Source organism: Pseudomonas sp. GW821-FHT02C04 (assembly GCF_059421845.1).
Genome location: NZ_JBWKVT010000006.1, coordinates 136452 through 155805 on the forward strand (window position 1 = coordinate 136452; position 19354 = coordinate 155805).

Genomic DNA, 19354 nt, shown 5'->3' on the forward strand with positions numbered 1-19354 from the left:
AAATGTCACCGCATGGTTACACAGGAACAGGCCGGGATAACTGTGCCAGCGCAGTCGCCATGCTCGGCGCCAGCGGCAGACGCGGGATCAGCACGGCCTGCCAGGCGTGATACAGATCCGGTTTACCCGCCCAGATATCGGCACTTGGACGGTTTTGCGGATCGAGTTCGTGATGCCAGCTGCCGTCGCAGCGGTCGATGAAATTCGCTTCGCAAAATTCCCAGAACAGTCGGTACCAGGCTTCGTACTGCGCATCGCCGGTACGTTTGAGCAAGGCACTGGCGGCAGCGCTGGCTTCGGCGTGCGTCCAGTGCAGACGATGGCGCACGACGGCTTTGTTGTTCCAGTCGAGGGTGTAGACGATGCCTGGCGCACCATCGACGTCCCAGCCATGAAGGCAGTTATTCTCGAACAGCTTTTGCGCATCGGTAGCCAGCCAGCCCGGCGTGAGCATCCCGGCCTGGACCCGCGCCGCTTCAAGGTGCAGCAACAGTCGCGCCCATTCGAAACCGTGGCCCGGCGTAGTGCCGTAGGGACGGAAACCGTCGGCGGGATTGTCGTGGTTGTATTCACGCAGCGGCTGCCAGTGGCGGTCGAAATGCTCGATCACCAGATAATCGTTGGCGGCGGCGTGACCGTGGATCACCCGCTCGACGATACGCTGCGCACGCACCAGCCAGCGCGGGTCTGCGGTGACATCGGCCAGCGCGAGGAACGCTTCGGTGGCGTGCATGTTGCTGTTGGCGCCGCGATAGGCTTCTTCTTCGCTCCAGTCGCGACTGAAGAATTCGCGCATGGCGCCCTCTTCCTCGCTCCAGAAATACGTGTCGATGATGTCGATGGCGTCATCCAGCAACGCCTGTGCGCCAGGACGCTGGGCGACCACAGCGGAACTGGCCGCGAGGGCTACGAAAGCATGCAGATAGGCGTTCTTGCCGGTGTTGCCATCACGGTGTTCGGCAACCGCAAACCAACCGCCATGCAGCGCATCGCGCAACGGGCCGCGCAACGCCTGGATGCCGTGATCGACCAGCTCGGCAAACCCCGGCAGGCCCTGAATATGGGCCATGGCGAAGCTGTGGGTCATGCGGGCGGTGTTCATGGTTTCGGCTTGCGCACCGGCCTGAAGCTGGCCGCGCTCATCGAGATTACCGAAGCCTTCGGGCAGTCGCGAAGCCTTGGCGAATGCCAGCAGGCGCAGGCCTTCGTCGGCGAGCCATTGCTGGTGGGCAGGGGCATTCAGCCAACTGCTGAAGCCCGGATTGAAGTGATCCATGGAAGGCCTTTTTTGTTGTTATGACTGCGGGCAGTCTAAACAACGGGCCGGGACGGGCTTGTAACGAAGGGGGCGGGGTTTGTCACTGATCGGTGACATTCAGATCAATCCGCCGAACGCGGCAATTGCAGGGTCACGCGCAATCCCCCCTCACGCAAGTTCTGCAACGTCACTTCCCCGCCATGGCTATGGGCAATGTTGCGGGCGATCCCCAAACCGAGACCGTAGCCTTGCTGCTGCCCCGCCAGCCGGAAGTGCGGCTCGAACACCTGTTCCAGCCGCTGCTCCGGCACACCTGGCCCTTCATCGTCGACATGCAGCACGAACGCGCTCTCATCGTCATCGATATGCAGATGAGCGTTCTGCCCGTACTTCAGCGCGTTGTCGATCAGGTTGCCGATGCAGCGCTTGAGCGCCAAAGGCTTGCCCGGATACGCCGCCAGCGCCCGCCCCTGCTGGGTCACGCGGCCATTGCCGTTGGGCGCCAGATACGGCTCCACCAGGCAGTCGAGCACATGGTTCAGATCCACCGGCTCGATGTTTTCGTGGATGTCGGTGTCTTTCACGCATTGCAGTGCGCCTTTGACCAACAGCTCCAGCTCATCCAGATCGCGGCCGAACTTGGTTTGCAGCTGTTCGTCTTCCAGCAGTTCGACCCGCAGACGCAGACGGGTGATCGGCGTGCGCAGGTCATGGGAAATCGCGCTGAACAACTGGCTGCGCTCGGTCAGGTAACGGCTGATGCGCTCGCGCATGGTGTTGAACGCACGACCCACTTCTACCACTTCGCTACCGCCGCCCTCGGCCACCGGCTCAACGTCGGCGCCCAGCGACAGGTCCCGCGCGGCCCGCGCCAGACGCTTGAGCGGCCGGCTCTGCCAGTGCACCAGCAGGCCGATGAACAACAGCAGAAAACCACTGGTGAAGACGATGAACCACACCTGCTGGGTCGGCAGCCCCTGCTCTTCGAGACTGGTGTAGGGCTCGGGCAGCAGCGAGGCGATGTACAGCCATTCACCCGGCGCCAACTGGATCTGGGTCACCAGCACAGGCGGATTCACCGGTTCCAGGGTCAGCGCGTAATGCGCCCAGGAGCGCGGCAACTCATCGAGTTTCAACCCGGCATTGAAGATCCGCAGGTCATCTGGGCTGACGAAGGTCACCAGAATGTCAGTGTCCTGGCCCAGCGACTGACGCAGCACTTCATCCACCGCTTTCAACACCGCGGCCTTGCGCGGTGTCACCGGCAGCACTTCCATGCCCAGTGGTTTGTCATTCAGCGTCACCACAAAACGCGTGCCGCCCATGCTGCGCAATTGATCGAGCACCAGCGGCCGGTAGGCCACCGGCAACGAGCGGAAATAGCTGACGCTGGCGGTCATCGAATGGGCGAGGCTGCGAGCGCTGGTGACCAGGCCTTCGAGCTGTGTCGCGCGCAATTGGGACACCCAGATCACACTGGACAGGGTCTGGGCAAATAACACCGCCAACAATGTCAGCAGCAGCATCCGCCCAAGCAGCGAGCGCGGCATCGGCACTTTGCGCGCGGTGGTGCGCAGGAACTCAGTGACCATTGCCGGCAACCACATTGGCTGCCAGCTGGTAGCCGCTGCCACGCACGGTACGAATCAGCCGTGGCGGCTTTTCGGTGTCGCGCAGACGCTGGCGCAAGCGGCTGACGGCCATGTCGACGATGCGATCGAGGGGCATCAGGTCACGGCCACGGGTGGCGTTGCCGATGGTGTCGCGGTCGAGGATTTCCTGGGGGTGATCGAGGAACAGTTTCAGCAAGGCGAAGTCGGCGCCGGACAGAATCACTTCCTCGCCGTCGGTGTGAAACAGCCGATGACTGACCATGTCCAGCCGCCACTCATCGAACGCCAACACTTCACTGCCGCTGCGTTCCTGACCGAACTGGGCGCGGCGCAACAGGGCTTTGATTCGCGCTTGCAGTTCGCGGGGGCTGAAAGGTTTGCCGAGGTAGTCGTCGGCGCCCAGTTCCAGACCGATCACCCGATCGGCCTCGTCGGAACTGGCAGTCAGCATGATGATCGGCACCTGAGCCTGACGCGGATGCTGGCGCACCCAGCGGCACAGGCTGAAGCCGTCTTCATCGGGCAGCATCACATCAAGAATCACCAGATCGCTCGGCGCCTCGTTCAGCGCCTGGCGGAAGCTGGCGCCGTCGGCCGTGGCCCGTACCTGAAAACCCGCACGGGTCAGGTAGGTTTCCAGCAACTCGCGTATCTCCTGGTCGTCATCGACCAACAAAATCGACTTGTTGACTGAACTCACTTCGAAGGCATCCTTGTTGTTGGAATTGGGCGGATTATGCCTGATGTGCTGATGGTTCCCACGCTCGGCGTGGGAATGATCATTGACCGGATTGTTCGAGCGCGACTCCTGCACCGACGAGACCCGAATACGGCGCCGTCACCAGCCACACCGGAATCCCCTTGAAGTAATCGCTCATGCAGCCCTTGTCAGCGAAGCTACGGGCGAAACCGCTTTCCAGGAAGAAATCGGCAAAGCGCGGAATCACGCCGCCAACGATGTACACCCCACCGCGACCGCCAGTGGTCAGCACGTTGTTGCCGGCCACGCGACCGAGCCAGCAGCAGAACTGCTCCAGCACTTCCAGGGCAATCGGATCACCTGCGAGGCCCGCCGCTGTGATTGCTTCCGGTGTGTCGAGTTTGGGCTCATGACCATCCACCGCACAGATCGCCCGGTACACCCGAGGCAAGCCGCCGCCGCTCAACGCGGTTTCCGCGCTGACGTGGCCGATTTCGTTGTGGATGTGCTGCCAGAGCTGGGTTTCACGCGGGCTGCTCAACGGCAGATCGACGTGACCACCCTCCCCCGGCAACGCGGCAAACCGGCCTTCGCCCAGATCGAGCAAGGTGCCGACGCCCAGGCCGGTGCCCGGGCCGATCACCACCGCCGGGCGCAACGGCTCAGGCGTGCCTTCGCAGACCACGCGAAATTCGCCGGGCTGCAAACGGGTCATGCCCAACGCCATCGCGGAGAAGTCGTTGATCAGCAACAACTGCTCGACCTGCAACGTCTGGCAGAACAACTTGCGGCTCAGGCGCCAGTGGTTGTTGGTGAACTTGAATTCATCGCCGCTCACAGGACCTGCCACCGACAGGCACACCGAACCGATGGCGCCCGGCGCCAGGCCGAGTCCGCTCAGATAGAGGCTGATCGCCTCTTCCGGGCTGGCATGATCGGCCGTGGCCAGCACCTGCACCGATTCGAGCTGCTGATCTTTCCACAACGCGAACCGCGCGTTGGTGCCTCCGATGTCACCGACCAAAGCCAGTTTCAATTAAGCGTCTCCAGGGCAGAAGTGAAGGCGCTGGCGCCCTGCTCTGCCGAGCTGAAGGCCAAACGCATGAAGCCAAACAGTTCGCGGCCGCTGCCGATGTTGTTGCCCAACAGGCCTTTGGCGGGTTCGCGTGCTGCAAATTCGGCGGCGTCCACCTTGAGTTCCAAGGTGCCTTTGACGCCATCGACGCGGATGATATCGCCCTCTTGCACGCGAGCCAAAGCGCCGCCGACATAAGCTTCGGGGCTGACGTGGATCGCCGCCGGGATTTTCCCCGACGCGCCGGACATGCGCCCGTCAGTCACCAGCGCCACCTTGAAGCCGCGATCCTGCAGCACACCGAGGAACGGCGTCATCTTGTGCAGTTCTGGCATGCCATTGGAACGCGGGCCCTGGAAGCGCATCACCGCGACAAAGTCCTTCTCCAGCAAACCGGCCTTGAAGGCGTCCGCCAGATCCTGTTGATCCTGGAACACCATGGCCGGTGCTTCGACGATCTGGTTTTCCAGCGCAACGGCGGACACCTTCATCACGCCGCGACCGAGATTGCCTTCCATCACTCGCAAGCCGCCCTCTGCCGAGAACGCACGAGCTACCGGGCGCAGGATGTTTTCGTCGAGGCTGTCGGTCGGGCCTTCACGCCACACCAGTTTGCCGTTATCGAGGAACGGCTCCTTGGTGTACTGGCTCAAGCCGTGGCCGAGCACGGTGTTGACGTCTTCGTGCAGCAGACCGGCTTCGAGCAGTTCGCGGATCAGGAACGACATGCCGCCCGCGGCCTGGAAGTGGTTGATGTCGGCCTTGCCGTTCGGGTAGACGTGGCTCAGGGTCGGCACGACTTCGGAGAGGTCGGCCATGTCCTGCCAGGTCAATTGAATGCCCGCCGCCATGGCGATGGCCGGCATGTGCAGGGTGTGGTTGGTCGAGCCGCCGGTGGCGTGCAGCGCGACGATCGAGTTGACCAACGCCTTCTCGTCGACGATTTCGCCGATCGGCATGAAGTTGCCGTTCTGTTTGGTCAGGCGCGTGACCTGATGCGCGGCTTCGCGGGTCAGGGCATCACGCAGCGGCGTGTTCGGATTGACGAAGGATGCGCCCGGCAAGTGCAGGCCCATGACTTCCATCAGCAACTGGTTGGTGTTGGCGGTGCCGTAGAAGGTGCAGGTGCCCGGGCTGTGGTAGGACTTCATTTCCGATTCCAGCAGCTCTTCGCGGGTCGCCTTGCCTTCGGCGTACTTCTGCCGCACGTCGGCTTTTTCCTTGTTGGAAATCCCCGAGACCATCGGCCCGCCCGGCACGAAAATCGTCGGCAGGTGACCGAAACGCAGGGAGCCCATCATCAGGCCCGGCACGATCTTGTCGCAGATGCCGAGCATCAGCGCGCCGTCGAACATGTTGTGGGACAGCGCCACCGCCGTCGACATCGCGATCACTTCGCGGCTCGGCAGGCTCAACTCCATGCCCGGCTCGCCCTGGGTCACGCCGTCGCACATCGCAGGCGTACCGCCGGCGAACTGGCCGACCGAGCCGATTTCGCGCAGGGCGTTCTTGATCTGTTCCGGGAAAACTTCGTACGGCTGGTGCGCCGAGAGCATGTCGTTATACGACGAAACAATGGCGATGTTCGCCGAGTTCATCATCCGCAGGCTGTGCTTGTCTTCGCTGCCACACCCGGCCACGCCGTGGGCGAAGTTGGCGCATTGCAGCTTGCCGCGCATCGGCCCATCGGTTGCAGCGCCGCGAATCAGCGCAAGGTAAGCCTGGCGTGTGGCGCGGCTGCGGGCGATAAGCCGTTCGGTGACCTCAAGAACGCGGGGATGCATGTGTAGAACTCCAGGCTAACGGATGTGGCGACCTGATTGTCTATGCTGATCAAAAGCCCGTTCGCGTGGGATGACGAGCGGTTTTCTTGATCATTCGGACCAGTTGATTCAGGTCACTCGTTGTAGATAAAACAAAATATTGCCACTAAAAAGGCTTGTTTTCTATTTTTATGCGAATAATCTTGTAATTCCAACAACAAAACGACGGCGGCGCTGTTCAATGACTCTTCGAATCGCAATCAATGGTTTTGGCCGCATCGGCCGTAATGTCCTGCGCGCACTGTATACCCAAGGCTATCGTCAGGATTTGCAGATCGTCGCCATCAACGATCTGGGCGACAGCGCGATGAATGCGCACTTGCTCAAATACGATACCGTTCACGGCACGTTCGATGCTGAAGTTGCGCATGACAACGAGAGTCTGACCGTCAACGGTGACCGCATTGCGGTCAGCGCCATCCGTAACCCGGCCGAGTTGCCGTGGGCTGCGGAAAAGATTGATGTGGTATTCGAATGCACCGGTCTGTTCACCGACCGTGCCAAGGCCGCCGCGCATATTACTGCCGGTGCGCGCAAAGTCATCATCTCGGCCCCTGCCAAAGGCGCCGATGCCACCGTTGTTTATGGTGTGAACCACGACATTTTGCGCCAGTCGCACCAGATCATTTCCAACGCATCGTGCACCACCAACTGCCTGGCCCCGGTGGCCCAGGTGCTGCACCGCGAACTGGGCATCGAAAGCGGCTTGATGACCACTATTCACGCCTACACCAACGACCAGAACCTGACCGACGTCTATCACACCGACCCGTACCGCGCCCGTTCGGCCACACAGAACATGATCCCGAGCAAGACCGGCGCAGCCGAAGCCGTGGGCCTGGTGCTGCCGGAACTGGCGGGCAAACTGACCGGCATGGCCGTGCGCGTGCCGGTGATCAATGTGTCGCTGGTTGACCTGACCGTGCAGTTGAAGCGTGAAGCCTCGGCCGATGAAGTGAACGCACTGATGAAAGCCGCGAGCCAGCATTCGAAGATCCTGGGCTACAACACGCTTCCGCTGGTATCGAGTGACTTCAACCACAACCCGCTGTCGTCGATCTTCGACGCCAACCACACCAAATCCAGCGGCAAATTGCTGAAAGTGCTGGCCTGGTACGACAACGAGTGGGGCTTCTCCAACCGCATGCTCGATAACTGCCTGGCGCTGTGCAACGCGGAATAAAACCGCTGCCGCCGATTTGAGAGCGGGCAATAGCTTTACCAACCTTTGACAAATCAACACTTGACCACTCGGGCGGATGATAAGCATTATCATTCGCTCGAAATGGATCAGGTCCTCCCGTGAGTCAGTCGCAGTTCAATCACGTTTTCCTCGCCCAGCGCACTTCACTGCTGCGAACGCTGGAACGAATGGTCAACAACCACAGCACCGCCGAAGACCTGTTGCAGGAAACCTACCTGCGCGTCACCCGGGCGCTGAGCGAACGGGTCATCGACCACCTTGAACCCTTTGTCTTCCAGACCGCGCGCAACCTGGCGCTGGACCATTTGCGTGCGCGCAAGATTCATTCACGCACCATGGTCGACGACGTGCCGCAGGACGTGGTGCACAGCGTCGCCGCCCCCGCCAGCAGCGCCGAAGACGCCGCCCACGCCGAACAATTGCTGGAGCGCCTGAACGTGAGCCTCGGTGAACTCAGCCCCCGTCAGCAGCAAATCTTCATCCTCAGCCGCCTGCACGGGCACAGCTATCAGGAAATCGCCGAAGAACTGAGTGTCTCTCTGAGCACGGTGCAGAAAGAACTCAAACTGATCATGACCATTTGCATCGGTGTCGCCGAGCGCTTGAATGGGGACTGATGCTGTAGGTTTTTTCTCTAAGTGCCAGGATCGACTGCACTGAACATCGGGCTTTGTTACCCTTGCCCGACTTTTACGCTTCACTAAAAAAACAGCCGTGCACAGACACTGCCGAGGAAACACCGTGACGGACACCCACCGCCCTCCTTCGCCCGATAAGGCGCAGGACGCCGCCAACGCAATGGACCAGGCTCTGGACTGGCTCATCGTGCTCGGTAGCCCGGACGAGGAGCAGACCCGGCAATTTCATGCCTGGCTGGCGGCCGATCCGTTGAACGCCCAGGCGTTCGCCAAGGCCCAGGCGATCTGGGACGGCCCGCAGATCGCCCAGTGCGCGCAGAACCTCGCGGCCCAACCGAAGAAAGTCACCGTCCTCACACGTCTGCGTCCGCACTGGAAACCGCTGGCCACCGCCGCCGTGCTGGTGCTCGGCCTGTTCAGTTTCAGCAACCTGCCGATGCGTCTGCAGGCCGATCACTTGACCGTGGTCGGCGAGCGGCAACGGCTGCAGCTTGAGGACGGTTCGAAAGTCCTGCTCAACACCAATTCCGCCTTCTCCAGCACGATCAACGACCGGCAGCGCGTGGCGCGCCTGTATCAGGGCGAAGCGTTTTTCGAGATTCCGGCCAGCCGTAGCCAGCCGCTGGAAATCGACGCCGGGCCGGTGAAAGCCAGCGTGCGCGACACCGCGTTCGCCGTACGTTACCTGGACGGCGTGGCGCAGGTGCGGGTGCAGCGTGGCGATGTCGATCTGCGCGCGACCCGTGACGATGCCCGTGTGCGGCTGTCCGCTGGGGAAAGCATCCGTATCGGTCCGAATGGTTTCGACCGCCCGGCCAAGGTCGACGCCGCCACCGATCTGGCGTGGGTGCAGGGTCGGCTGATCTTCGAAAACTGCCCGCTGAACCAGGTGCTGGCGGAACTGCGCCGCTACTATCCAGGTTTCATCATCAACACCAACGAGCAGTTGGCCGACGTCGCCGTCACCGGCAATTACCGTCTCGATCAACCGCTGGACGTAGTCCGTTCGCTCGCTCACATCACCTCGGCCAAGCTTCAGGAATTCCCGGCGCTGGTGATTTTGAACTAAATGAGAATTATTTTTACTCGATAGCCGAAGCTCGTTCGTCTCGTTATAGCCAATGCAATTGATTCGCATCTCGCGATACCAATCAGCACCTATAAAGATTCGTGCGACACGGAGCGCTATCGATGTCCTCACGCCTTACCCGCCAGACTTCTTCCCCTTCCCGCGTGCTGTCGCTGTTGACCGCCGCCATCCTGATGGCCGGCACCGCGCCGCTGATGGCTGCCACCGAGCAGCCGGCACGCAACATGGGCGATTACTCGTTCGCCATCGGCCAGCAACCGCTGGTGTCGGCGCTCAATGCCTTCACCGCCGTCACGGGCTGGCAGGTCGGCTTGCCGGCGGAACTGGGTCAAGGCGTGTCGTCGCCGGGCGTGCGCGGTTCGCTGCCACCGGAAAAAGCCCTGGAGCGCCTGTTGGTGGGGACCAACCTGAGCTTCCGCAAAATCAGCAACAACAATGTCGTGCTGGAAAAGCGCAACAACAGCGGCGCGCTCAACCTCGATCAGGTGACCATCAGCGCCACCCGCCAGGAACAGTCGGTGAGCAGCGTGCCGGCCACCGTCACCGTGCAGACCCGCCAGGACCTGGACCGCAACAACGTCAACACCATCAAGGATCTGGTGCGTTACGAGCCGGGCGTCTCCGTCGGCGGCGCCGGCCAGCGCGGCGGGATCAGCGGCTACAACATTCGCGGTATCGACGGTGACCGCATCCTGACTCAGGTCGACGGTGTCGAAGTACCCGACGGTTTCTTCAACGGCCCGTACGCCAAGACCCAGCGCAACTACGTCGACCCGGAAATCGTCAAACGCGTCGAAATCCTCCGCGGCCCGGCTTCGGTGCTGTATGGCAGCAACGCCATCGGCGGCGCCGTCAGCTACTACACCCTCGACCCGGACGACATCATCAAGCCCGGCAAAGACGTCGGCGCCCGCCTGAAAACCGGCTACAGCTCCGCCGACGACAGCTGGCTGAAATCCGCCACCGTCGCCGGTCGCGCCGACCAGTTCGACGGCCTGTTGCACTACAGCCAGCGCGACGGTCATGAAACCGATTCCTACGGCAGCAACAACGGCACCGGCCTCGAGCGCACCGCCGCCAACCCGGAGGACGTGAAAGCCACCAACGTGCTGGCCAAGATCGGCTGGAACTACAGCGAAGGTTCACGCCTGGGCCTGACCTACGAAAAGTACAAGGATGATCGCGACACCGATCAGAAAAGTGCCTACGGCGGCCCGTTCTTCAATGGTGCTCCGACGATCCCCAACAGCATGCTGCCCGGCGGCATGTATCAGTGGCGTACCGGCAACGACACCGTCACCCGTGAGCGTTTCGGCCTGGAGCACAGCTTCGCCCTCGACAGCCTGCTGGCCGATAACGTGAAGTGGAGTCTCAACCACCAGGTCGCCAAGACTGACCAGAGCACCGAAGAGTTCTACTACCCGATGACCCGTAAAGTGCTGCGTACCCGCGACACGATCTACGAGGAAAAACAATGGGTGTTCGATGCGCAACTGGACAAGGCATTCGCCATCGGTGACACCGATCACGTGCTGACCTACGGCACCACGATCAAACAGCAGAAAGTCACCGGTTCGCGCAGCGGTGACGGCAAGTGCCTGGCAGTCGGTCGCGGCTGCACCGCCATCGGCGCCACCAGTGCGGCGGACGTGCTGAAGAAGTCCAGCGACTTCCCGGACCCGACCATCAACACCTACAGCCTGTTCGCCCAGGATCAGATCAGCTGGAACAAGTGGACCTTCCTGCCAGGCCTGCGCTACGACTACACCCAGCTCAAGCCGCACATCACCCAGGAATTCCTCAACACCGTGGCTGCCGACGGCAAAGGCACGGTCAGCGACGAGAACAAGACCTGGCATAAAGTCTCGCCAAAATTCGGCCTGACCTACGCCCTGACCGAAAACTACACCTGGTACGGTCAGTACGCCGAAGGCTTCCGCACCCCGACCGCGAAAGCGCTGTACGGCCGCTTCGAGAACAGCACCACCGGCTACAACGTGGCACCGAACCCGAACCTGGAACCGGAAAAAAGCAAAAGCTATGAAACCGGTCTGCGCGGCAACTTCGAGCAAGGCTCGTTCGACGTGGCGGTGTTCTATAACAAGTACCGCGACTTCATCAACGAAGACGCCGTCACTCCGGGCTACAGCGAGCTGACCTTCCAGTCCAGCAACATCAAGCACGCCACCATCAAGGGTGCCGAAGTCAAAGGTCGCCTGAACCTGGATTCCTTCGGCGCGCCGCAAGGTCTGTACACCCAGGGTTCGATTTCCTACGCCTACGGACGCAACAACGACAACGGCGAGCCGTTGAACAGCGTCAATCCGCTGACCGGCGTATTCGGTCTGGGTTATGACCAGGACAACTACGGCGGCCTGCTGAGCTGGACCGTGGTGAAGAAAAAGGATCGCGTCGACGACACCAACTTCAAGTCGCCGGACGGTGTCAGCAGCCAGTTCAAGTCGCCGGGCTTCGGCATTCTCGATCTGGCCGGTTATTACAAGGTCACCGACGACGTCACCGTCAGCGGCGGCATCTACAACCTGACCGACAAGAAGTACTGGTTGTGGGATGACGTGCGCGGTTACGACAGCGTCGGCGAAGCTTCGGTGACACAACCGGCCAACCTTGATCGCCTGACCCAGCCGGGTCGCAACTTCGCGATCAACCTGGTCTGGGATATCTGATCCGGCCCACCTCACGGCGCGTGTGCATTGCCGCGCCGTGAGGTTTTTTTACTGTCCGGCGCTTGCCCGTTCGTCTTGTTATCAAGCGCCTCTTCTTTTCAAGGACATCTCATGAGCACCCCGGAAAAAGCCCTGCGTTCGCAACGCCTGAACCAGATCACCCACGAGCCGCACAGCAAGCTCGATGCGCTGGTCAAGGCCCACGCGCCGTTCGAGACCCGTGCCAATTTCGCCCGCTTCGTGGTTGCGCAGTACCTGTTCCAGTCGGAACTGGTCTCGCTGTACAACGATGCCGAACTGACCGCCATCGTCCCTGATCTGCCGGCCCGCTGCCGCGCCGAAGCGGCCAAGGCCGACCTCGCCGATCTCGACACCGAAGTGCCTGCCCCGGTCGCCGGCGCGGTGAAAAACCCGAGCAAGGCCCGCGCCCTGGGCTGGATCTTCGTCTCCGAGGGCTCCAAGCTCGGCGCCGCGTTCCTGATCAAACGCGCCGTCGCATTGGAGCTGAGCGAAACCTTCGGCGCCCGTCACCTGGGCGAGCCTGAAGGCGGTCGTGCCGAAGGCTGGAAGAGCTTCGTGCGCACCCTCGATTCGCTGCAATTCAGTGCCGAAGAAGAAGCCGAAGTCGAGCAAGGCGCGATCGACGCGTTCAACCGCTTCACCGTGCTGCTGGAACAGGCTTACGCCACAGAAGCCGAGCTGGCCTGATCCCAAGCCCGACACAAAACCCTGGGGGAGCTGGCCAACCAGCTTCCACATGGGAATGGCGCCAGCCTGTAGAATCCCCGTTTCGCCTCACGCACCTCGAGCCCATGCCCCAACCCGCCTCTTCCAGACTCGCCCGCCTGCTGTTCGGTCTGCTCGCCTATGTCAGCCTCGGCATCGGCCTGATCGCCATCGTCGTGCCCGGCCTGCCGACCACCGAGTTCATCCTGCTCGCCGCCTGGGCTGCCACCCGCAGTTCGCCGCGCCTGAGTGCCTGGCTGGAAAACCATCGGCTGTTCGGCCCGATCCTGAGCAACTGGCGCAACGGCAAGATCATCGCCCGCAAGGCCAAGGTCAGCGCCACCGTCAGCATGCTGCTGTGCGCGACCCTGATGCTGGTGATGCTCGATCACGGCTGGCCGGTCTATCTGGCGATCGCCGGCATGACGCTGGGCAATCTGTGGATCTGGTCTCGACCGGAAGCGTTGCCGAAGATTTCCTGATTTTTCCCTTCTTTTCAGGGCATTTGCCCGCGCAAACGTTTAGCCGTGACCGTTCGTCGGCTTGCGCCTCATGCACCCTCGCCCCGCGCCGATGAGCATTGAATGGCGCTGAATGGATTTGGCGAACCGGGCAACTCCGTGCCCCGTAGCCAACCGTTCATTCATTCGCGAGAACATCCCATGTTCGACTCTCTGTCCATTCGCCTGAAAATCGTCCTGCTGTCCGGCCTGTGCCTGCTCGGCGTGGTTGCGCTGATCGTCGGCATCAACATCTACCAGACCAACCAGAACGACGAACTGGTCAGCGAGTCGAGCAGCAAGATGCTCACCGCCAGCGTGCAGAACCTGCTGCAGGCCAAGGCTGCCGAACAGGCAGTACAAGTGCAGAAAACCTTCGGTGAGAGTCTGCTGGTGATTACAGCACTGGCCGACCAGATCAAGGACATGCGCGTCATGGCCGCCAAGCGTTCGCTTGACGCCGGCGCTTTGCGCGAAGAGTTGAACCTGAGCCTGAAAACCGCGTTCGAGCGCAACAGCAAGGTGCTCGGCATCTGGCTGGCCTTCGAACCCAACGGCCTGGACGGCAAGGACAGCGAGTTCGTCAATGACGCGGCGCGCCAGTCCAACGAAGCCGGGCGCTTCGCCACCTACTGGAGCCGCGCCGCCGGTTCTGCGCTGAACACGATCATGGTCGAAGAAGACATGACCAAGACCACCCTCAGCGTCAGCGGCACGCCCTACAACAGTTGGTACACCTGCCCTCGCGACAATAAGCGCACTTGCCTGCTCGACCCGTACGCCGACACCGTGGGCGGCAAGGAAATGCTCATGACCACCATTTCCGTGCCGTTGCTGGTGGACGGCAAGGCCATTGGCGTGGTCGGCATCGACATCGCCCTCGACGCCCTGCAAGCGGCGGCCGTGGGTTCTCAGCGCGAACTGTTCAACGGTGCCGGGCACATGTTGATCGTCTCCGGCAGCGGCGTGCTCGGCGCCTACAGCACCGACGCGACCAAGGTCGGCAAAGGCATCGCCGAAACCCTCGGCGCCGAAGGCAAGGACATCCTGCAACTGCTGAGCGCCGGCACACCGAAGATTCTCGAACAGGGCGACCTGATCCGCGCCGTGTACCCGGTCGATCCGATCGGCAATTCCCGGGCCTGGGGCGTGGTCATCGACCTGCCGAAACAAGTGCTGCTGGCCGACTCGGTCAAGCTGCAAACGGTGCTCGACGACGCTCAGCAAACCGGCATGATTACCGCGCTGTCGGTGGCCGTGATCGCTGGTCTGATCGGCCTGCTGCTGATCTGGCTCACCGCCTCCGGTGTGACCCGTCCGATCAACAGCGTCGCCGAGATGCTGAAGAATATCGCCAGCGGTGAAGGCGACCTGACCCAGCGCCTGAACTACACCAAGAAGGATGAACTGGGCGAACTGGTGAACTGGTTCAACCGCTTCCTCGACAAGCTGCAACCGACCATCGCCCAGATCAAACAGAGCATCACCGAAGCCCGTGGCACCGCCGATCAATCGTCGGAAATCGCCCGCCAGACCAGCGAAGGCATGCAGGTGCAGTTCCGCGAGATCGATCAGGTGGCCACCGCATCCAACGAAATGAGCGCCACCGCCCATGACGTGGCCAACAGTGCTTCGAACGCGGCCAATGCCGCCAAGGGCGCCGATCAGTCGGCCAAGGACGGGATGTCGATCATCGAACGCAGCACCCGCGACATCAATCAACTGGCCGATGAAGTCAGCAAAGCGGTGACCGAAGTTGAAGAGTTGGCGGTCAACAGCGAGCAAATCGGTTCCGTGCTGGAAGTGATCCGCAGCATCGCCGAACAGACCAACCTGCTGGCGCTGAACGCCGCAATCGAAGCGGCCCGTGCCGGTGAAAGCGGCCGTGGTTTCGCGGTGGTTGCCGACGAAGTGCGTAACCTGGCCAAGCGCACTCAGGATTCGGTGGAAGAAATCCGCGTGGTGATCGAACGCATCCAGACCGGCACCCGTGGCGTGGTCGCGACCATGCATTCGAGCCAGACCCAGGCCCACAACAACGCCGGGCAGATCCGTCAGGCCGTGGACGCTCTCGGCAAGATCAGTGACGCGGTCACCGTGATCAGCGACATGAACCTGCAAATCGCCAGCGCCGCCGAACAGCAAAGCGCCGTGGCCGAAGAGGTCAACCGCAACGTCTCGGCGATCCGCACCGTCACCGAGACCCTGACCGAACAGGCCACCGAATCGGCGGCGATCAGCAGCCAGTTGAATGCCCTGGCCAGCCAGCAGATGAAATTGATGGATCAGTTCCGCGTCTGACCTCCCACCGATCGTCATCTGTTCTATGATCAGGCCCTCTTCCGGAGGGCCTTCGATGACTGATCTGCTCACGTCCATTCAAGCCGCGCTCGGCTTGTCCCGCACGCCGATTCCGCTCACCGCCGAAGGCGCCCTGCCTTCGGCGTTTGCCGTCACCGAGCTTGCCTGCGCGAGCATTGCCGCTGCCGGACAGGCAGTCGCCGAACTGCTTCAGCAGCAAACCGGCGACTTGCCTGGTATTGAAGTCGACCGCCGTCTCGCCTCGTTCTGGTTCGCTACGTCGCTGCGACCGATCGGCTGGGAAGTGCCGCCGCTGTGGGATCCGGTAGCCGGCGACTACGCGACCAAGGATGGCTGGATTCGCCTGCACACCAACGCCCCGCATCATCGCGCCGCCGCCGAAAGCGTGCTCGGTGCCTGTGTCGACCGCGCGGCGATGGCGGCGGAAGTCGCCCAATGGGCCAGTGCCGATCTGGAGCAAGCGGTGGTCGAGGCCAAGGGCTGCGCCGCCGAAATGCGCAGTTGGGCGCAGTGGCAGAAGCACCCGCAAGGGCTGGCGGTGAATGCCGAACCCTTAGTGCATTTCAGTGATGGAGAAGTAGATCATCAACCCTGGAAAGGCTCGGTGGCGCAGCCATTGGCCGGACTCAAGGTGCTCGATTTGACTCGCGTACTGGCCGGCCCGACCGCCAGCCGCTTTCTCGCGGGGCTCGGCGCCAATGTCCTGCGCATCGACCCGCCGACCTGGAACGAGCCCGGCGTAGTGCCGGAAGTGACCCTCGGCAAACGCTGTGCGCGGCTCGATCTGCATGAGCCGGCAGATCGCGCGGTGTTTGAAAGCCTGCTCAAGGATGCTGACATTCTGCTGCACGGCTATCGCGCTGACGCCCTTGAACATCTGGGCTTCGGAGCCGAACGTCGCCGGCAACTGGCACCGGGGCTGATCGACGTCTGCCTCAATGCCTACGGCTGGAGCGGCCCGTGGCAGAACCGCCGGGGCTTCGACAGCCTGGTGCAGATGAGCAGTGGGATTGCCGAGGCCGGACAGCGCTGGAAGCAGGCTGACAAACCGACTCCGCTGCCGGTGCAGGCACTGGATCATGCGACGGGGTATCTGATGGCGGCGAGTGCGATCAGGTTACTGGCTGAAAGGCTGCGCAGTGGTCGAGGTGGGTCCGCACGATTGTCGCTGGCGCGGACGGCGAAGCTGTTGATCGAGCAGGGGCCGGGGACGGACGAAGCGTTGCGTCCGGAAGATGAACGGGATCGGAACTTGCTGGTGGAGCACACGCCTTGGGGGGCGGCGCATCGGCTACAAGCGCCGCTGAAGATCAGCGGGACGCCGTTGCACTGGGCATTGCCGGCCACTGAGTTGGGTTCACATCAACCGCGATGGTTTTAAGTGTGTGCGGGTATCAATCCGCACGACTCGACGATGTCCACAACACCTGCGCCGCATACCCCCGAAACGGTCGCCAGGCCTCGGCGCGGGTAGACAATTCCCGCGCCGTCATCCGCGCCCCTTCCAGCACCTCCAGCGCCCGCAGCAACCCCACATCCCCGGTCGGAAACCCGTCCATGTCCCGCAACTGTCTCAGCGCGATGTACTGCGCCGTCCAGTCGCCGATCCCGTGCAGCGCCAGCAACCGTGCGGTCCCGGAGGCAAACAGCAACGGATCATCTAGCAACGCCTGCGCCACACCGGATAAGGTGCGTCCGCGACTTTTCGGCATGCCCAGCGTCGCCAGATCCGCGTTCGCCAGGACCACCGCTTCGGGAAACACATGGGTCAGCCCCGGCACTGCTGAACGCAGCGGCTCGCCATACTGCGCCACCATTTTCCCCGCCAGCCGGATCGCCCCGACCACCGTAATCTGCTGCCCCAGCACCGCCCGAAACGCCAGCTCCAGTCCGTCCCACGCGCCCGGCACCCGCAACCCCGGGCGTTCGGCAATCAATGGCGCCAGCAGCGGATCCGCCGCCAGATGGCGCTGCATCGTCGGCAGATCCGCATCCAGATCGAACAGCCGACGCAAGCGCGTGATGATCTCGGGCACCGCCGCCGCATCCGGAAAATCCAGCTCGACCTCCAGCGCATCACCGTCACCGGGCCAGACCGAAACCGTGCCATGCACACCGTTCAAACCGATGCTGCGCGAATACACGCCATCGACAACGGTCTCCATCCCGACCACCGCCCGCGCCGCGAGAAACCCGAGCATCGCCGGCCAGTCGTAGGGCGCCCGGTATTCGAGCCGCAGCCTCACAGCGACAGCAAGCCGCTGTACAACCCGTAGGCCGCGAGCCCGGCACCGGCGATGACGCAGGTGAAAATGCCCTTCTCGATCATGGTGAACAGCGGCTCGCCCTGCTCATGCTTGGCCTTGGCGAACAGAATCACCCCCGGCGCATACAACAGCGCTGACAGCAGCAAATATTTCACTCCGCCGGCGTACAGCAACCACACCGCGTAGCACAGGGCGATGCCGCCGATCAGCAGGTCCTTGGTGCGTTCGGCCGAGGCATGTTCATAGGTTTCTCCCCGCCCGCTCAACAGCACCGCGTAAGCCGCCGACCACAGGTACGGCACCAGAATCATCGACGAGGCGAGGTAGATCAGGCTGGTGTAAGTGCCGGCGGAAAACAGCGTGATCAGCAGGAAAATCTGGATCATCACGTTGGTCAGCCACAGCGCGTTGACCGGCACATGGTTGGCGTTTTCCTTTTTCAGGAACGCCGGCATGGTCTTGTCCTTGGCGGTGGCGAAGAGGATTTCGGCGCAGAGCAACGCCCATGACAGCAACGCACCGAGTAGCGAAATCGCCAGGCCGATGCTGATCGCCAGCGCGCCCCACGGCCCGACGATGTGCTCCAGCACCGCCGCCAGCGAAGGGTTCTGCAGGGTTGCCAGTTCCGGCTGGCTCATGATCCCCAGCGACAGCACGTTGACCAGCACCAGCAGCGCCAGCACGCCAATGAAGCCAATGACCGTGGCCCGACCGACGTCCGCCCGTTTCTCGGCCCGCGCCGAATACACGCTGGCGCCTTCGATACCGATGAACACGAACACCGTCACCAGCATCATGTTGCGCACCTGATCCATCACCCCGCCGAAGTTCGGGTTGCTGTGGCCCCAGATGTCACGGGTAAAGATATCGGCCTTGAACGCCACGGCAGCGATGACGATGAACATGATCAGCGGCACGATCTTGGCCACGGTCGTCAGCTGGTTGATGAACGCCGCCTCCTTGATCCCGCGCATCACCAGAAAATGCACGGCCCACAGCAACACCGAAGCGCAACCAATTGCGATCGGCGTGTTGCCCTGACCGAACACCGGAAAGAAGTAGCCGAGGGTGCTGAACAGCAACACGAAATACCCGACGTTGCCCAGCCAGGCGCTGATCCAGTAGCCCCACGCGGAAGAGAAACCCATGTAGTCGCCAAACCCGGCCTTGGCGTAGGCGTAGACGCCCGAGTCCAGCTCAGGCTTGCGGTTGGCCAGGGTCTGGAACACGAACGCCAGCGTGAGCATGCCGATGGCCGTGATCCCCCAGCCGATCAGGATTGCCCCGGCGTCGGCTCGAGCCGCCATGTTCTGCGGCAAAGAGAAAATCCCCCCGCCGATCATCGAACCCACCACCAGGGCGATCAGCGCGCCAAGGCGCAGCTTTTGCGTCGGTTGCGACATTCAAATCTCCTTGAAAGATGGGGTGAGGTTTTATCTGTAACAACTATT

15 protein-coding genes and 1 pseudogene are annotated in these 19354 nt (G+C 62.2%); 9 read left to right on the top strand and 7 right to left on the bottom strand.

Annotated elements, in window-relative coordinates; translation table 11 throughout:
- Positions 1-16: 16 nt before the first annotated feature.
- The 5 genes from AC07VV_RS21465 to edd form a co-directional block, all read right to left on the bottom strand.
- A complete protein-coding gene (locus AC07VV_RS21465) occupies positions 17-1276 on the bottom strand; it encodes a D-mannose isomerase (protein ID WP_495037415.1) in 1260 nt (419 codons plus the stop codon).
- 104 nt (positions 1277-1380) lie between these two features.
- Positions 1381-2808, bottom strand: coding sequence for an ATP-binding protein (locus AC07VV_RS21470; RefSeq protein WP_170929703.1), 1428 nt, complete (start codon positions 2806-2808; stop codon positions 1381-1383).
- Positions 2809-2839: 31 nt separating this feature from the next.
- The gene (locus AC07VV_RS21475) at positions 2840-3571 is read right to left on the bottom strand and encodes a response regulator (RefSeq protein WP_025112821.1); all 732 of its coding nucleotides are present in this window, start codon (positions 3569-3571) and stop codon (positions 2840-2842) included.
- 79 nt (positions 3572-3650) lie between these two features.
- A complete protein-coding gene (locus AC07VV_RS21480; protein WP_495037416.1) occupies positions 3651-4607 on the bottom strand; it encodes a glucokinase in 957 nt (318 codons plus the stop codon).
- Positions 4604-6430 carry a phosphogluconate dehydratase gene (gene edd / locus AC07VV_RS21485; RefSeq protein ID WP_085606582.1) on the bottom strand — a complete coding sequence of 609 codons (1827 nt, stop codon included), beginning with the start codon at positions 6428-6430 and terminating at the stop codon, positions 4604-4606. Before edd ends, AC07VV_RS21480 begins: the two co-directional genes overlap by 4 nt.
- Positions 6431-6650: 220 nt before the next feature.
- Between edd and gap the strand changes: the two genes are divergently transcribed.
- From gap to AC07VV_RS21530, 9 genes and pseudogenes are all read left to right on the top strand, one after another.
- A complete protein-coding gene (gene gap, locus AC07VV_RS21490; protein ID WP_249490684.1) occupies positions 6651-7652 on the top strand; it encodes a type I glyceraldehyde-3-phosphate dehydrogenase in 1002 nt (333 codons plus the stop codon).
- A gap of 119 nt (positions 7653-7771) precedes the next feature.
- On the top strand, positions 7772-8290 hold the full coding sequence (locus tag AC07VV_RS21495) for an RNA polymerase sigma factor (protein ID WP_495037417.1): 519 nt from the start codon (positions 7772-7774) through the stop codon (positions 8288-8290).
- Positions 8291-8414: 124 nt separating this feature from the next.
- The gene (locus AC07VV_RS21500; protein WP_495037418.1) at positions 8415-9380 is read left to right on the top strand and encodes a FecR family protein; all 966 of its coding nucleotides are present in this window, start codon (positions 8415-8417) and stop codon (positions 9378-9380) included.
- A 122-nt stretch (positions 9381-9502) separates the two neighbouring features.
- Positions 9503-12088, top strand: a complete 2586-nt coding sequence (locus AC07VV_RS21505) for a TonB-dependent receptor (protein WP_495037419.1) — start codon at positions 9503-9505, stop codon at positions 12086-12088.
- 111 nt (positions 12089-12199) lie between these two features.
- Positions 12200-12796 (top strand): biliverdin-producing heme oxygenase, encoded by a 597-nt coding sequence (locus tag AC07VV_RS21510; RefSeq protein WP_495037420.1) that lies wholly within the window; start codon positions 12200-12202, stop codon positions 12794-12796.
- 104 nt (positions 12797-12900) lie between these two features.
- Positions 12901-13296, top strand: coding sequence for a YbaN family protein (locus tag AC07VV_RS21515; RefSeq protein ID WP_495037421.1), 396 nt, complete (start codon positions 12901-12903; stop codon positions 13294-13296).
- Positions 13297-13749: 453 nt separating this feature from the next.
- Positions 13750-14757, top strand: a pseudogene (locus tag AC07VV_RS21520) (methyl-accepting chemotaxis protein); the annotation flags it as partial.
- 102 nt (positions 14758-14859) lie between these two features.
- The gene (locus AC07VV_RS21525) at positions 14860-15615 is read left to right on the top strand and encodes a methyl-accepting chemotaxis protein (protein WP_371320921.1); all 756 of its coding nucleotides are present in this window, start codon (positions 14860-14862) and stop codon (positions 15613-15615) included.
- A 55-nt stretch (positions 15616-15670) separates the two neighbouring features.
- Positions 15671-17017, top strand: coding sequence for a CoA transferase (locus tag AC07VV_RS21530; RefSeq protein WP_495037422.1), 1347 nt, complete (start codon positions 15671-15673; stop codon positions 17015-17017).
- A gap of 13 nt (positions 17018-17030) precedes the next feature.
- Here AC07VV_RS21530 and AC07VV_RS21535 read toward each other — a convergent pair whose 3' ends face one another.
- Together AC07VV_RS21535 and arcD are read right to left on the bottom strand one after the other, a co-directional pair.
- Complete coding sequence (locus AC07VV_RS21535) at positions 17031-17882, bottom strand: DNA-3-methyladenine glycosylase family protein (RefSeq protein WP_495037423.1); 852 nt, start codon at positions 17880-17882, stop codon at positions 17031-17033.
- Positions 17879-19306, bottom strand: a complete 1428-nt coding sequence (gene arcD, locus AC07VV_RS21540) for an arginine-ornithine antiporter (protein WP_495037424.1) — start codon at positions 19304-19306, stop codon at positions 17879-17881. Before arcD ends, AC07VV_RS21535 begins: the two co-directional genes overlap by 4 nt.
- Positions 19307-19354 lie beyond the last annotated feature (48 nt).

Coding starts and splice junctions, on each gene's coding strand:
- gap (WP_249490684.1), top strand. CDS start 6,651: ATGACTCTTCGAATCGCAATCAATGGTTTTGGCCGCATCGGCCGTAAT.
- AC07VV_RS21465 (WP_495037415.1), bottom strand. CDS start 1,276: ATGGATCACTTCAATCCGGGCTTCAGCAGTTGGCTGAATGCCCCTGCC.
- AC07VV_RS21525 (WP_371320921.1), top strand. CDS start 14,860: ATGCAGGTGCAGTTCCGCGAGATCGATCAGGTGGCCACCGCATCCAAC.
- AC07VV_RS21510 (WP_495037420.1), top strand. CDS start 12,200: ATGAGCACCCCGGAAAAAGCCCTGCGTTCGCAACGCCTGAACCAGATC.
- arcD (WP_495037424.1), bottom strand. CDS start 19,306: ATGTCGCAACCGACGCAAAAGCTGCGCCTTGGCGCGCTGATCGCCCTG.
- AC07VV_RS21530 (WP_495037422.1), top strand. CDS start 15,671: ATGACTGATCTGCTCACGTCCATTCAAGCCGCGCTCGGCTTGTCCCGC.
- AC07VV_RS21515 (WP_495037421.1), top strand. CDS start 12,901: ATGCCCCAACCCGCCTCTTCCAGACTCGCCCGCCTGCTGTTCGGTCTG.
- edd (WP_085606582.1), bottom strand. CDS start 6,430: ATGCATCCCCGCGTTCTTGAGGTCACCGAACGGCTTATCGCCCGCAGC.
- AC07VV_RS21505 (WP_495037419.1), top strand. CDS start 9,503: ATGTCCTCACGCCTTACCCGCCAGACTTCTTCCCCTTCCCGCGTGCTG.
- AC07VV_RS21470 (WP_170929703.1), bottom strand. CDS start 2,808: ATGCCGCGCTCGCTGCTTGGGCGGATGCTGCTGCTGACATTGTTGGCG.